This is a genomic window from Enterococcus sp. 12C11_DIV0727 (assembly GCF_002148425.2).
Taxonomy (GTDB): domain Bacteria; phylum Bacillota; class Bacilli; order Lactobacillales; family Enterococcaceae; genus Enterococcus_L; species Enterococcus_L lemimoniae.
Window position 1 is genome coordinate 2,411,961 of the sequence record NZ_CP147248.1, and the last position, 14,549, is coordinate 2,426,509.

At 35.0% G+C, this 14,549-nt stretch carries 11 protein-coding genes and 1 other annotated feature; of the genes, 7 read left to right on the forward strand and 4 right to left on the reverse strand.

The window, feature by feature from the left end:
• Position 1: 1 nt before the first annotated feature.
• Positions 2-1,486, forward strand: coding sequence for an IMP dehydrogenase (gene guaB / locus A5866_RS11420; RefSeq protein ID WP_086277603.1), 1,485 nt, complete (start codon positions 2-4; stop codon positions 1,484-1,486).
• Positions 1,487-1,529: 43 nt separating this feature from the next.
• Here guaB and A5866_RS11425 read toward each other — a convergent pair whose 3' ends face one another.
• Together A5866_RS11425 and serS are read right to left on the reverse strand one after the other, a co-directional pair.
• The gene (locus A5866_RS11425) at positions 1,530-3,023 is read right to left on the reverse strand and encodes a polysaccharide deacetylase family protein (protein ID WP_086445332.1); all 1,494 of its coding nucleotides are present in this window, start codon (positions 3,021-3,023) and stop codon (positions 1,530-1,532) included.
• Positions 3,024-3,165: 142 nt separating this feature from the next.
• On the reverse strand, positions 3,166-4,437 hold the full coding sequence (gene serS / locus A5866_RS11430; protein ID WP_086445331.1) for a serine--tRNA ligase: 1,272 nt from the start codon (positions 4,435-4,437) through the stop codon (positions 3,166-3,168).
• A 202-nt stretch (positions 4,438-4,639) separates the two neighbouring features.
• Positions 4,640-4,851 (reverse strand) — a binding site (T-box leader).
• Between the two features lie 177 nt (positions 4,852-5,028).
• Here serS and A5866_RS11435 point away from each other — a divergent pair.
• The 6 genes from A5866_RS11435 (at position 5,029) to A5866_RS11460 (ending at position 12,331) form a co-directional block, all read left to right on the forward strand.
• Complete coding sequence (locus A5866_RS11435; RefSeq protein WP_086445330.1) at positions 5,029-6,816, forward strand: hypothetical protein; 1,788 nt, start codon at positions 5,029-5,031, stop codon at positions 6,814-6,816.
• Positions 6,813-7,418: a response regulator transcription factor gene (locus A5866_RS11440; protein WP_086445329.1), complete on the forward strand. Its 606-nt coding sequence runs from the start codon at positions 6,813-6,815 to the stop codon at positions 7,416-7,418. Before A5866_RS11435 ends, A5866_RS11440 begins: the two co-directional genes overlap by 4 nt.
• 95 nt (positions 7,419-7,513) lie before the next feature.
• On the forward strand, positions 7,514-8,461 hold the full coding sequence (locus A5866_RS11445; RefSeq protein WP_086445328.1) for an AvrD family protein: 948 nt from the start codon (positions 7,514-7,516) through the stop codon (positions 8,459-8,461).
• Positions 8,454-9,230 carry an AAA family ATPase gene (locus tag A5866_RS11450; RefSeq protein ID WP_086445327.1) on the forward strand — a complete coding sequence of 259 codons (777 nt, stop codon included), beginning with the start codon at positions 8,454-8,456 and terminating at the stop codon, positions 9,228-9,230. Before A5866_RS11445 ends, A5866_RS11450 begins: the two co-directional genes overlap by 8 nt.
• A 129-nt stretch (positions 9,231-9,359) precedes the next feature.
• Positions 9,360-10,055 (forward strand): ABC transporter ATP-binding protein, encoded by a 696-nt coding sequence (locus tag A5866_RS11455; RefSeq protein WP_086277591.1) that lies wholly within the window; start codon positions 9,360-9,362, stop codon positions 10,053-10,055.
• Positions 10,055-12,331, forward strand: coding sequence for an ABC transporter permease (locus A5866_RS11460; protein WP_086445326.1), 2,277 nt, complete (start codon positions 10,055-10,057; stop codon positions 12,329-12,331). Before A5866_RS11455 ends, A5866_RS11460 begins: the two co-directional genes overlap by 1 nt.
• 59 nt (positions 12,332-12,390) lie before the next feature.
• Here the strand turns inward: A5866_RS11460 and A5866_RS11465 are convergent, their stop codons facing one another.
• Both A5866_RS11465 and A5866_RS11470 read right to left on the reverse strand, forming a co-directional pair.
• Positions 12,391-13,542: a sensor histidine kinase gene (locus A5866_RS11465; RefSeq protein ID WP_086277587.1), complete on the reverse strand. Its 1,152-nt coding sequence runs from the start codon at positions 13,540-13,542 to the stop codon at positions 12,391-12,393.
• On the reverse strand, positions 13,532-14,221 hold the full coding sequence (locus A5866_RS11470; RefSeq protein ID WP_086277585.1) for a response regulator transcription factor: 690 nt from the start codon (positions 14,219-14,221) through the stop codon (positions 13,532-13,534). The genes A5866_RS11465 and A5866_RS11470 overlap by 11 nt, the downstream gene beginning before the upstream one ends.
• Positions 14,222-14,549: the final 328 nt, after the last annotated feature.

Below are 14,549 nucleotides of genomic sequence, written 5' to 3' on the forward strand. Positions count from 1 at the left end.
AATGTCTAACTGGGAAACAAAATTTGCGAAAAAGGGTCTTACATTTGATGATGTTTTATTAATTCCGGCAGAAAGTCATGTGCTACCTAATGAAGTGGATATGAGTATCCAACTAGCAAAAAATATTAAGTTGAATATTCCTCTAATCAGTGCAAGTATGGATACTGTAACAGATAGTAAAATGGCGATTTCAATGGCTCGTCAAGGTGGTTTGGGAGTTATTCATAAGAATATGAGCATTGCTCAACAAGCAGACGAGGTTCGTAAAGTAAAACGTTCTGAAAGTGGCGTAATCATCGATCCATTTTTCTTAACGCCAACAAATTTAGTGGCAGATGCTGAAAACCTAATGAGTAAGTATCGTATTAGCGGCGTACCAATTGTAGAAACAATGGAAAACCGTAAATTAGTAGGGATTATTACAAACCGTGATATGCGTTTTGTAACGGATTATCAAATGAAGATCGATGAAGTGATGACAAAAGACAACTTAGTAACAGCCCCAGTTGGTACTTCTCTAAAAGATGCTGAAAAGATTTTACAAAAACATAAAATCGAAAAATTACCAATTGTTGATGAAAATAATCGTTTAAGTGGATTGATTACGATCAAGGATATTGAAAAAGTAATTGAATTCCCAAATGCAGCGAAAGATGAACATGGTCGTTTATTAGCAGCTGCAGCTGTTGGTGTAACTAGTGATACGTTTGAACGCGCGGAAGCTTTGTTGGAAGCAGGAGTAGACGCAATCATTATTGATACGGCCCATGGTCATAGTGCAGGGGTAATTCGTAAAATCAAAGAAATCCGTGATACGTTCCCAGAAGCTACGTTGATTGCTGGAAATATCGCAACGGCTGAGGGAGCTAAAGCTCTTTATGATGTCGGTGTCGATGTTGTTAAAGTTGGGATCGGTCCAGGTTCTATTTGTACGACTCGTGTTGTAGCAGGTGTGGGTGTGCCTCAATTAACAGCTATTTATGATGCAGCATCTGTTGCTCGTAAGTATGGAAAATCAATTATTGCTGATGGTGGGATTAAATATTCTGGAGATATCGTGAAAGCCTTAGCTGCTGGTGGACATGCCGTTATGTTAGGTAGTATGTTAGCTGGTACGGATGAATCACCTGGTGAATTTGAAATTTATCAAGGACGTCGCTTTAAAACATATCGCGGAATGGGTTCATTAGGCGCAATGGAAAAAGGGTCAAGTGATCGTTATTTCCAAGGTGGTGTCAATGAAGCAAATAAATTAGTGCCAGAAGGTATTGAAGGTCGCGTTGCTTATAAAGGCAGTGTCTCAGATATCGTGTTCCAAATGATCGGTGGTTTAAAATCAGGTATGGGCTATGTTGGTGCTGCAAACTTGAAGCAATTACGCGAAGAAGCACAATTTATTCAAATGAGCGGGAATGGGTTGAAAGAATCTCATCCTCATGATGTACAAATTACAAAAGAAGCTCCTAATTACTCTGTAGAACAATAAACAAAAAACTCTTATGTCGATAGGACATAAGAGTTTTTTTTCTTTATTGCACAGGACGTTCATCTTTAGAACCATAATACATATGCAAAGGTTTTGCTTTGTTCCCTAATAATGCTTTAGAAGGTAAAATTTCATAACCTGCTCCACGTAGATGGTCAATCACAGTAGATACTGCATCTACTGTTTCAGGATGAATATCATGCATTAAAACAATTGTATCGTTATAAGCAGTATCATCAATCCGTTTAATGATAGCTTGAGCATTGTGACTTTGCCAGTCTTGTGAATCTACAGACCATTGAATGATCGGCTTCCCAATGATTTTCGCTACATCTTTGTTGACAGCCCCATAAGGTGGTCTAAAATCAGTAGGTAGTTTGCCAATAGCATGATAAATGGCTTTATCCGTTTTTTGGACTTCATCTGTCACTCTTTGTGCATCAACACCAGTTAATTGAGGATGTGAGTATGAGTGACTAGCTACTTCGTGACCTTCATCGGCTACTCGTTTTACAAGGGCTTCATGTTTGACGACGTTTTGTCCTAACATAAAGAAAGTTGCCTTAACGCCTTTTTCTTTTAGAATATCTAGAAGTCTAGGTGTTGTTTCCGGGTTTGGACCATCATCAAACGTTAATGAAATGTATTTTTTATTTGGGTCTAGTGGTTCGGGTAAAGCATCTTTGATAGCAGCTGGGTCAACAAATTCAGGATTTACATAACTGGCAATATCTTTGTAAGGCAATGTGATTTCTTTTTTACCAGTAGGATTTTCCGGTAAGCCTAAGCTAATTGAATCAGCATGGTAGGTGAATGCAGTTCCCTCTAAAGAAATCTTAGGCATGTTGAGAATACTATCGATAATAGCATTACCATCTGGACTTTCAGAGAGTAGCTTTTGTTCAATGATTTGTTGAACAGCCAACATATTGGCTTCACCCATGAAAATATCCTGTAGTGTCAGCGGTTGTTTGGTCTTTTGATTAACAAACGCTGTATTTTTACCCATTTCGGTTTTCTCAGACCAATCTTCATCATTATAATCCCAAGTATACGTGTCAACAACTGGTTGATAACCAATCACTTGTTCAGTGATTTTAAGCATTTTTATGTGACCGACAAGCTTGATGGCAGTTTTTTTTGAGCTGTCTTTTTCAGCCGCGGTCATCAAAGCGGTCAATTCAGTTTTGATCGCTACTAATTGAGGGATAGAGTCAGATGCAGCAGGTTCATAGGTCAGTGTTTGAATATTGCCGTTCGTTTTTTCTTGCTCAGTACTTTCAAGCGCCTCATTTTTTTGAGATTCTCGAATTTTTGCTAGCAGTGCCGCATCTTTTTGTTCAAAATAACTATTGTCTTCAAGTTCATTGGCTTCTTTTGGTTTATGCTGCATTGCGTACGTAGCATAAACACCACCACCAATTAAAATAAAAGAAACGGTTAAAATTGATACAAATGCTAATTTTTTTGAAAAAACGTGTTTCTTTTTGTTGCGGCGGCTGTTTCTGGTTCCTTGTGGGTGATTATTTCTCTCCATAACGTCTATCCCTCTAATTTTATATATTTGATTATTTACGGTCTTTTAAATGTTATCATGCCTTTTTGGGACTTTCAACTGCTATACTGTTATGGAGATGATTCTTTTGATTTATTTAATTTTTTTTATTTATCTAAAAAAATTATTTAATCAGTTTTAAATTGCCCATATAGGGTACTAAAACTTCAGGAATCGTCACTGTTCCATCTTCATTTTGATAATTTTCTAAAATAGCTGCAACTGTTCGGCCAACTGCTAAACCTGAACCGTTTAATGTATGAGCATATTGAACTTTGTCATTTTCATCACGGTAGCGGATCATTGCACGACGAGCTTGGAAATCTTCGCAGTTTGAGCAAGAGCTGATTTCGCGGTAAGCATTTTGTGCTGGAATCCAAACTTCTAAGTCATAGGTTTTCGCAGCAGAGAAGCCCATATCTCCTGTAGCTAATGACATAACACGGTAAGGAAGATTTAGCTTTTGTAAAATATCTTCCGCATTTGCTGTCATTTTTTCTAATTCTTCATAAGAATGTTCTGCATCACTGAATTTCACCATTTCTACTTTATTGAATTGATGTAAACGAATCAATCCTCGTGTATCGCGACCAGCACTGCCTGCTTCAGAACGGAAAGACGGGCTTAAAGCTGTAAAGTAGATCGGTAAATCTTGACCATCCAAGATCTCGTTATTATAGTAGTTTGTCAGAGGAACTTCAGCAGTTGGAATCAACGTCATATCAGTGCCTTCTAATTGGAAAACATCTTCCTTGAATTTAGGGAATTGTCCAGTTCCAAACATAGAATTGCTATTTACAATATAAGGCGTCATCATTTCAGTGTACCCATGATCGTAAACATGCATATCCAACATAAAATTGTATAATGCTCGTTCAAGTCTAGCACCTAATCCTTTATAATAAACAAAACGACTACCAGATACTTTTGCGCCACGCTCGAAATCAAGAATGTCTAAATTTTCGGCTACGTCCCAATGAGGTTTTGGTTCAAATGCGAAATTTCTTGGCTCGCTCCAACGACGAACTTCAACGTTATCCTCTTCATCAGCGCCTACAGGTACTGAATCATGAGGAAGGTTGGGTAAAGTTGTAGAAATCTCTTGTAGTTTGTCATCAATTTCCTCAATTTCAGTATCCATCGCTTTGATATTCCCGCCAACTTCTTTCATTTCAGCGATTTTGTCAGTAGCATCTTCTTTATTTCGTTTTAATTGTGCGATCTCAGCCGAAACATCATTACGATATTTTTTCAGTTGTTCTGATTTCACTAATAAGTTACGACGGCTTTCGTCCAAGCGCAAAAATTCTACTAATACCTCTTCTTTGACACCACGGGTTTTCAATTTTGTTTGTACTTCATCAAAATTTTGACGGATCATTTTTACATCTAACATACTTACTCCTCCTTATTTTAAAAGCGTAGCAGACTTGTTCAGCCTTGACAGAAAAATAGGGAAATATGAATGTGGCGTTTTTTGTCACAATCATATTTTATCTTTTTTCCAAAAGGCTATTCTGCGAAGCTAGATAACATATAAAAGCGTGGCTAGGTAATCTTGTAGCAAAATAAAAAGCCACTCCATCCCCAGAAAAAATTCTTGGGACGAAATGACTTGAATTTCGCGGTACCACCCAAGTTCAGCATGATGCTGCCCTTGTAGTGCAGATAACGGCTGCCACCGGTTTGGCTTATTTCGTCAAACGCATAGAATAGAGACGGACTTCTTTATAGTTGAATATTTGCTCTCACCACCGCAAACTCTCTTTGATTCATTACTATAAATACTTTTTCTCTTTGCTTGTCATTAGGATACAAAACTTTTGTTGGGATGTCAACCTTGGTAAGTGATTAATGTAAATATAATTGAAAGTTCATTTTTTGTTATTTCTTAGAATATAATATCGATTCTTTAAAGGGTATGATAAAATAGTAATCAATTAGTGAAAAAAGAATTAATAACCCTTAATAACTTGGAGGATAGAGCTTGAATAAATCAAGAAGGAAAACATGGATTCAACTGAGTATTTTATTGTTAATGGTTTTTATAGCAGTCAGCGCTTATTTTTTTTGGTTGGTGACATCTCAAAGTAACTATCTTGGCATTGGAGGTAGAAAAGAAGGGAATAAGTGGGTTGTAACAAAACTACAGGCTGATGGTGCAGCTAATAGTAGTGGTGTAAAGATAAATGATGAATTAAAATTCATCGATAAACAATCAGTAAACGAGAATAGACTATTGAATAATTGGCTGATTGTAGAACAAGCTAAAAGTGTGATTGTTGCAAGAGACGGTGAGTTACATACAATATTGTTTTCTAAAAATAATCGAAATTTTAAAGTATTCTGTATTTTCTTCATTATTGGTTTGGTGTATCTGCTTTTTCTGATAGGACTTTCCAAAAAACAATTAACCAATAATAGCTCTAAACGATTTTATCAATTTAGTGTGCTGGCTATTTTTACGTTGTTATCAGTTGTTCCTTCTAGTATGGGAAATTACTTTGGGAGGCTCATTATTATTTTGTTTATCTCAGCTTTTCCTTTTTATGTCTATACGTTTTTAGATAAATCTAAATCAATAAATATAGTCAATAGTAAAATCGTACGATTTATTGGATTAGTCGGATTAGTGAATATTTCTCTGATGTTCTTTGTATATTGCGTCCAATTACCTATTATTTTAACTGAATATTTATCCGTTGGCGTATTTTACTTGCTGGGTTTTATTCTGATTACTCTATCAATCAGCGATTTAAAAAAAAGGTTTTCTAGTAAGACGAGAAAAGAAGGAACACAAGTAAATTTATCCTTAATCAGTCTATTGAGTTTTGTCCCCTTATTTTTATTTTATATTTTACCTACTGGCTGGGTAGCACCGTTTTATTTAGTGGTTATTTTTACAATATTTCCAATTTTTGGTGTAATTCATCTGTTGATATTGTCACGTTTTTTAAGATATAGGTATCGGATGAACCAAGCACTGTTATATTTTATTCTCGCTTTTATTTTATCTTTTACGATAATTCTAGTCTCCTTATTAGGTAGATATGTTCCTCTTGCCAACTTGTTGTGCTATGTTTTTCTGTTGATTTACTCTTTTTTCCCGTTGATTGGCGAACTGATTTTAACTGTGAAACGAAATAAAGAGTATAGTGATCCAGTTTCATTATTTGTCGCTGTTGAAGATGAGAGAGAAAGTATCTCTACTTATATTCATGACACGGTTATTCAAGATGTCATCTATTTAATGAAGATTGCTGAAGAAAAAGAGAGTAGTATCGCGAAAGAAGTTATTATTCAGGAATTAGACGAAGTAATATTTAACTTGAGAGAGCTATGTTCAGATATCTATCCATTGATGATTAAAGAAATGGGGTTGACCAATACGATTGTTTCTATGATTGAACAGACAATGAAGAAATATTCTGTGGGAATAACGCATAGTATAGATACAAAAGTAGAGCACTACCCAGTGAAAGTGAATAATTTTATTTTGCGTTCCTTGAAAGAGTTTATGAACAACAGTATTTTGCATGGAAAAGCAGATGAAATCGAATTGATTATCACGTGTAAGGATGAGCTTTGTGAATTTAAAGTATTGGATAATGGGAAATATATTCAAAAGAAAGATGATACTCACGCACATTTTGGATTGGAAGTAATTAAAGAAAAATTGATTTTGCTTGGTGGGGAACTATTGATTGAAACAAATGATCAAACGATTATTACGATGACCCTTCCTTACGATCATTTAAAAGGAGAAATGATATGAATATCAGAATGGCACTAATTGATGACCATCGACTTGTACTAGAAGGGCTGCGTAATAAATTAGAAACAGTTCCAGAATTTGATATCATTGGAGCCTACACAACAGTAGAAGAATTTTTGATTTGTATTAAGTACAAGAATATAGATGTTGTAGTGATGGATCTGATGTTAGATGGTGTTCATGGATTTGATTTGGTAAAGAAAATAAAAGGTATGGCTAATAGTGATGTGAAAGTCATTTTGATTTCAGGTTTTTATGAAGAAATGCTCCACAAAAGAGCATTAGAATTAGGTGTAAAAGCATTTCTTCGTAAAGAGACAAGCTATAAAGAACTTATTAGTACAGTAATCAATGTCTATAAAGGAAATCATGTAATCCCAGATTTTCTAGTTTCAATAGAAGAAAATCCGATTTTAAGTGAAATAGAAATAAAAATTATCAACCTGATTGTCAATGAATATACAAATGAAAAGATTTCAAAAGAACTTTATGTAAGTCGAAGAACAGTTGAGTCTCATGTAACTAATATATGTAGAAAACTTGGAGTAAACAGTCGAATTGGTGCAGTTAGAGAAGCAATTAAATTGAATTTAATCAATTAATGAGGAAACCCGCAAAAAAACATTCGGAAGATACGGATGTTTTCTTGCGGGTTTCCTTTTATGCTAAGTATATCAAATTGAAATGAGGGAAAAAAATGGTTGTTGACGAAATACTTGGTAAGTTTGAAACTAGATATTTTGGTTTGGGGCACAAAAATACAGAATACAGTTTACTAAATGGAGTAGAGGAAAACGCATTTAGTTCAGAAATTGTATTTGTTGCGAAGATCAATCAATCATGTGGTTGGTCAGAAAAAAATGGGGAAATTTTGAAACCGCATTTAAGTACAGTTGATGGCTTGATATTGGCAGTTTTAGTTGCAGAGGGTTATTTATGTAGATATAACTCGGATATCTGTCTAGACACTTTATATTTAGCTTCTTTTGAAATCAAGGCAGGAGTTGTACCTGTGGAAGATTTAAGGAGAATACCGATGATCTTGGAAAAAAGAATCATTCAAAAAGATAAACAGAAATTTACTGTTTTCATTTTAGGAATGAGAATTACACTTCAGTTGAAGAAGTGTAACAGTACAACTATACAAAATAAAAATAGCAAAGAACAAGTAGCACATTACATGAGTAACCATTTAAAACACTTACGTCATGATATCCAAAATATTGAAATTTTTAATGGAAAAGAAATGATGTGTGAAGTAACTCGATCAATGCAAAGTGAGGTTATCTATTCTGGAATAGGGAGTAAGGTTGCCCAAGCGATGTCTTTGATTGAATGGTTGATTATTTTTTCTCAGATGAGCCAAGTTGTTGCATATAACTTTGACGATATTGAAAGGAAATATAGCGATACTTTCTGGATGCGATCGGCTAAGGCAGAAATGGACGAGCCGTATCAATATAATCCAGAAAAAGTGCTTGTTTCTGGTGGAATAAACAGAACTCAGGTTATTTCAATGAATAACGAGAGCTGGAGAACATTCAATATGGCTGGTGAAACAGCTGATAGTAAGGTTAGATTTTCAGGGAAATTAGCTCATAAGGTTCCTGAAAAAGTAAGTAGTGGGAGTGAAGAACGTGGGTAAGAAGGAAATTAGGTTAGTAATTTCAGGAACGTATTCTACAGGAAAGACCACTACTACAACAGCATTATCTATAGCGACGGGAATTCCTCTGATTAATGCTTTATCAGCAAGAGAAATTTTAACTGATTTGTATCCCGGCCGTCGTTTTCAAGATATGAATGCGACGGAACTATTAGCACTTGGACTCAAACGAATGGAAGAAAGAATTAGAGAAGAAATGGCACTTTATCAGACTTCGGGAAGTTTTATTTCAGATGGATCTGTAATGAACGAATGGATATATGGAACAGTAAGGATGAAGGTTGGTATAAACCCTGGATCATCATTTTCTCACAGAATGGCAAAAGCCGTATTAGGGTTGCCAGCTCGTGGTTTTTTCAAAAAATATTTGGATGCTTATGGACAAGTCGCCAATCAACACGCAAAACAGTGGTATACAGATGCAGTTCACTTACCAATTGAGTTTGAAATGGATTCAGATGGACATCGTCCAGTTTCAGAAAAATATCGAGTGTTATCAGATCAAGAATTAAAAAATGCATTCATCAGTATTGGATTAGAGCCTAATCTTGTAACAGGTAATCAAATCGAACGTGTCAAGAAAATTGTTGAGTTGTATCATCTTCCCCTAGTAGTTCCTGTTGAAGAAGCAGTGAAGCTGGCACAAACAAGAATTCAAAAAAATCGAGAAGCTGTTGCTCAAAGGATTATTGAACAATATTCAGAACCTGGTTTAAAAGAGAAATTTTTAATCATGACAAAATATTAGTTAGCTTTATGGGCTTGCATCTCAGAAGAAAGATAAAACCTGAATGTGCGAAAGAATGTCACAATCATGTTTTCCTATTTTTCGTCAATGCAAAACGGCTCATTCAACTTTAAAAATTAGGAGGATATAATGTTAGAATTTAAAAATATTAGTAAAGAGTATGAGGTAGGCGAACAAAATGTAAAAGCGCTGGATGATGTAAGTTTTACAATTGAAAAGGGCAAGTTTACTGTCATTTTAGGACCTTCTGGATCAGGGAAAAGTACGATGCTTAATTTATTAGGAGGAATGGATCGTGCTTCAAAAGGAAAATTTTGTTTTGATGGACGAGATATAACGAAGTTAAATGACTTTGAATTGTCAGTTTATCGTAGAGATGTTGTGGGGTTCGTTTTTCAATTCTATAATCTTATACCTAGTTTAACTGCGTATGAAAATATTGCTATTGCAGCACAATTAACCGGAAATCAAGACAATGCAGAAAATTATTTGAAAAGAGTAGGGTTAGAGCATAGAAAAAATAATTTTCCAACACAAATGTCTGGAGGTGAAATGCAGCGTGTGTCAATTGCTAGAGCTTTAGCAAAGTCGCCAGAATTATTGCTTTGTGATGAACCTACAGGAGCTCTAGATTCAGGCACAGGAATAAAAATCATGGAAATTTTAAGAGAAGCGGCTAATGATTCCAACACAGCGGTTGTTATGGTAACGCATAATGTAGAATTTGCTAGCATCGCTCACAAAGTAATTCGTCTGCATGATGGCAATGTTGCATCTATTGAAGAGAATCCTCATCCAATCGATGTACAGGAGGTTCAATTATAGTGAGTTTTCTAAATCTAAAATTAAGACGTGATATTTTTAAAAATTGGACTCAGTTTTTCTCAGTATTTTTAATGTCATTTTTAAGTGTTTTAGTATTTGTTGGATTGCAAGGAGCATGGGGTGGCTTAGAGAAAAGCTTGGATAATTTTACCACAACATCTAATTTAGCAGATTCTTGGGTATATAGTACTGGTTTTACAAATGAAGATATTGAAAAAATTAGTGAACTCTCTGGAGTAGAAAATGTCGTTGAAAAAACACAGATAAAAGTAACCGATATAAGAGATGATACTCGAGAAAAATATTTATCAGTTGATACATACTCTAGCGATAATTTATCAACACCTTTTCTAACAAAGGGACATGAATTACCTACGAAAGAGGAAGAAGGAATTTGGCTAAATAAGGAATATGCTACTGAAAATAGTATCGCAGTGGGAGATGCTATTCAATTAAAATACAGGGAACATCAAGTCAAATTAAACGTAAAGGGGTTTATTCAATCTCCAGAAAAAATTTACTATACTGGTACACAAGAATTTATTGCCCCTAATTATTCGGACTATGGCTATGGAATTATTTCAAAGAGAACCTTACAGCAGAACTTTCAGCACCGAGGTCCCTCTAATGTAATTGAAATGAGAAACTCTAAGAATGACATTCGTAAAAATATTGAAAGTATCTTAGGAGTAAAACAGATTGCTTATTATAATAGGGAAACATTAAATGAGGTAGCAAACGCTTTAGATCGAGTTGGACAAATTCGTAATTTATCGTATATGTTCTCATTTATCTTTATCTTACTTGCAATTTTGGCCATGTATACAACTATTAGAAGGCTAATTGAATCTCAAATAAAGGAAATTGCTGTATTGAAGGCATTGGGATTTTCCAATCTGAGTATAGGTGTTCATTATGCTAGCTATGGTTTTTTAATCGGAGGAGGCGGAGCTGTTCTTGGAGCGGTAGTATCTCCATTATTGTCTTGGTTTGTTTTGAATACGCAAAAAGACATGTTTTCAATTCCTGAATGGACGATTTCGTATAACTATACTTCGTTTATTGTTATTTCGATTGTTGTCTTCACCTGTGTTTTATCAGCTTTCTTAGCTTCCAGAGAAGCAAGAATAGGGTTGCCGGTATTATTTCTTCGCGGAGGAAATACAAAAAATGTTCATTCTATTATTCTTGAAAGAATGCCCTTCTTATGGAATGCATTAAGTTTTGAAAATAGATGGGCTTTTAGAGATGCCGCTATTAATAGAGTCAGGATGTTAATGGGAATTATTGGTGTAGCTGGTGGAATGATGTTGCTTACAGCTGGCTTTGGTATGCCGGAATCAATCAATCATTTAGTAGATAAAGCATATAATCAAGATTTCACTTATGATAAAAGACTAGAAACGACAAACTTTGACGCGTTGAACGATGAATTTGACGGACAAAGTGTACAAATTTTACCAGCTAGATATACGCCAGATGACGGATACAATCGTTTGCTGATCATTATAAGTAAAGGCTCATTTGTAAATATGAGAACAAAAGATAATAAACCTGTATCGAATGACGGAATCTATTTGACTAATGGGTTTGCAGAAAGAGCTAACTTAAAAGTAGGAAATAAAGTTAAGGTACGATCTTCCTTGGATACGAATGATTATGAGTTTGAAGTCAAAGGGATTATTACTAGCGAAACGAATCAAGGTGCTTATATTATGCAAGAAACTTGGGAGAAAGCGGGTGGGAAATTTGCGCCACATACTTTATTAGTAGGAGCAAATCTAGCAGTATCAGAACTAAAAAATAATTCGAATGTAGAATCAGTGATTAACATAGTGGATCAAAAAGGAAACGCATATGAATTCGTTGAAAGCTTAAGTAGTATTTTCATGATGATCGTGGCGTTTGCTATATTGTTGGTTGTAGTGGTTTTATATAATTTAGGAACACTGAATTTTGTTGAAAGAACAAGAGATTATGCGACGTTAAGAGTACTTGGCTTTCATAAGAAAGAGCTAAGAAGAATTACAATGATCGAGAACCTATTTACAACAGCAATCGGCTGGCTTATTGGAATCCCATTAGGATTATGGTTTTTAGACCAGTATGTCAAAACTTTTTCAACGATACACTTAGAGTATACTTCCTATATAGGCATACTTAATTTGACATTCGCTTCACTTGTCGTATGGGGTTGTTCATTAACAACAACTTTCTTTGTTGGAAGAAGAATACAAAAACTTGATATGGTGGAATCATTAAAGGGTGTAGACTAAAGAATAAGAGTTAGGAACAATACACATTCAGTGTAATTCCTAACTCTTATTCTTGTTAACTAATTTCTCTTCAAAGGCAAGTGAATAATAAATGAGGTCCAACGATTATCAGATGTTGCATAGATATATCCTCCATGTAATGCAATAATGCTTTGTGCAATAGCTAAACCAAGACCTGTTCCGCCTGTTTCTTGCGAACGTGATTCTTCTACACGATAAAAACGATCAAATAGTTGATCCAAAGATTTCTTAGGGATAGGTGGGCCATCGTTTCTAACAGCAATTACAGCTTCAGTTCCAACTTTTTCTACATCAATGACGATATTTTTACCGCCTTTTCCATATTTAAGCGCATTTGATAGGAGATTATTAAAGACACGCACTAACTTTTCAGTATCTCCATCCATTTTGATTGAAGCTGGATTAGCATTGACTTGAATAATCATGCCATTCTTGTCTGCTTCAAGCTCGAAATCAGCTGCAAGTTGTTCAATCAATTGAGCCATATCAAAATTGATTGAATTGATTGGGACAGAAGGTTGGCGAACTTTTGTATATTCGAAGAGATCATCAACAAGTAGCTTCATCTGTTTTGCTTTTACATAAGCTGTATGTGTGTATTTCAGTAAATCCTCTTGATTATGAAATTGCCGATCTTCAATCAAACCTAAATAACCTATAATAGAAGTTAAAGGTGTTCTGATGTCATGACTGACATTCGTGATCAACTCATCTTTTGATTTCTCGATTTTTCGCTCATCTTCGATAGCCGCAACGGTACTATCAACTAAACCATTAATACTAGTAACGACTTTCGCTAAATCACCACTCAACTCGAAAGGGATACGATGATCGTAATTGCCATCTGCAATATAATGTAACTCACTAATAATATGACGTAACTGCATTTGACGATAACGACGGATTAATCGCCAGTACAACACGCTGACATCAACAATAAAGAAAATAGGAATCACAAATTTACTCAAACTCCAAAATAAGTCTGTATTTAGTTCTTGAGCAAAAGCACCTTTCGTTGCCCAGATGATTCCTTGTAGTGTCTGACTACCACTAAGCAGAACTGTAATTGAAACATTTAATAGAAGCAACAGGATAATTGTAACAATCCCCTCAGCTAATAATTCACTGATTTCTTTAGATGTTAATGTGATTCTCTTTTGCTTTTCGATCTTCTTTTGTCTAACGAGCATCGATCTTATATCCAACTCCCCAAACTGTTTGAATGACTTTTTCTCCGCCAGTCGCTTCTTCTATTTTATCTCTTAAGTGGCTAACGTGAACCATAACTGTTTTTGCAGAAACAATGCTTTCTTGCTGCCAGACACGCTCAAAAATTTCATCGGCACTGAAAACACGATTAGGATGGCTAGCTAATAGATACAAGATCCCAAATTCTAGTGCAGTTAGCTGGATTTCCTTTCCATCAACTGTTTTTACTTCATGAGAGTCTTTATTGATGATTAGTGAGCCGATTTCAAGTACATCTGGTTCGTCAGCTTTTTGTTGCATTTGGCTACGTCTTAAAATAGATTTAACTCGAGCCATAACTTCCAATGGATTGAATGGCTTTGTAACATAGTCATCTGCACCAGCTACCAAGCCCTTGATTTTATCCATGTCTGTCGTTTTAGCAGTCAACATAATAATTGGAATTTGAGATTCTTTTCGCAACTCTTTCACAACTTGCATACCGTCCATGATTGGCATCATGATATCTAGTATAAGTAAATCAATATCTGAAATAGTCCGAATTTTCGATAAGGCTTCTTTTCCATCATAAGCCTTAACCACTTCATAGCCTTCGTTGTGAATATAAATACTCAGTAGTTCTACAATCTCTTTATCATCATCAGCAACTAAAATTTTCATATCATTCATTTCCTCCATATATAATAGTAGAATTCTTCTTCTTCATTCTAACAAAAAAATAGAAAAATTGACAAAAACAAAGAGAAGTTACGGTAAATTTAGAATATGTTACCAAAAATTAAGAAACAAGGCGAAAAGAGCCGTTTTTTTCTCAAAAACGAACATTAAAGAACAAAAGTAATAAAACAATCGGTAACGGAAAAAACTTTCAAAAAAGTGCAAGTTTTAGTTGACCTACGCCTAGAATCTTGGTATATTATATCTTGTCGCAAGGCACCGAGGAAACATGTCAAACGATGAAGATAATATAACAGCTTAAGTTGGGAAA

Bases quoted from the DNA above. Each gene is read 5' to 3' on its own strand.
- A5866_RS11455 (WP_086277591.1), top strand. From the start codon at position 9,360: ATGTTAGAATTTAAAAATATTAGTAAAGAGTATGAGGTAGGCGAACAA.
- A5866_RS11470 (WP_086277585.1), bottom strand. From the start codon at position 14,221: ATGAAAATTTTAGTTGCTGATGATGATAAAGAGATTGTAGAACTACTG.
- A5866_RS11445 (WP_086445328.1), top strand. From the start codon at position 7,514: ATGGTTGTTGACGAAATACTTGGTAAGTTTGAAACTAGATATTTTGGT.
- A5866_RS11440 (WP_086445329.1), top strand. From the start codon at position 6,813: ATGAATATCAGAATGGCACTAATTGATGACCATCGACTTGTACTAGAA.
- A5866_RS11465 (WP_086277587.1), bottom strand. From the start codon at position 13,542: ATGCTCGTTAGACAAAAGAAGATCGAAAAGCAAAAGAGAATCACATTA.
- A5866_RS11425 (WP_086445332.1), bottom strand. From the start codon at position 3,023: ATGGAGAGAAATAATCACCCACAAGGAACCAGAAACAGCCGCCGCAAC.
- guaB (WP_086277603.1), top strand. From the start codon at position 2: ATGTCTAACTGGGAAACAAAATTTGCGAAAAAGGGTCTTACATTTGAT.
- serS (WP_086445331.1), bottom strand. From the start codon at position 4,437: ATGTTAGATGTAAAAATGATCCGTCAAAATTTTGATGAAGTACAAACA.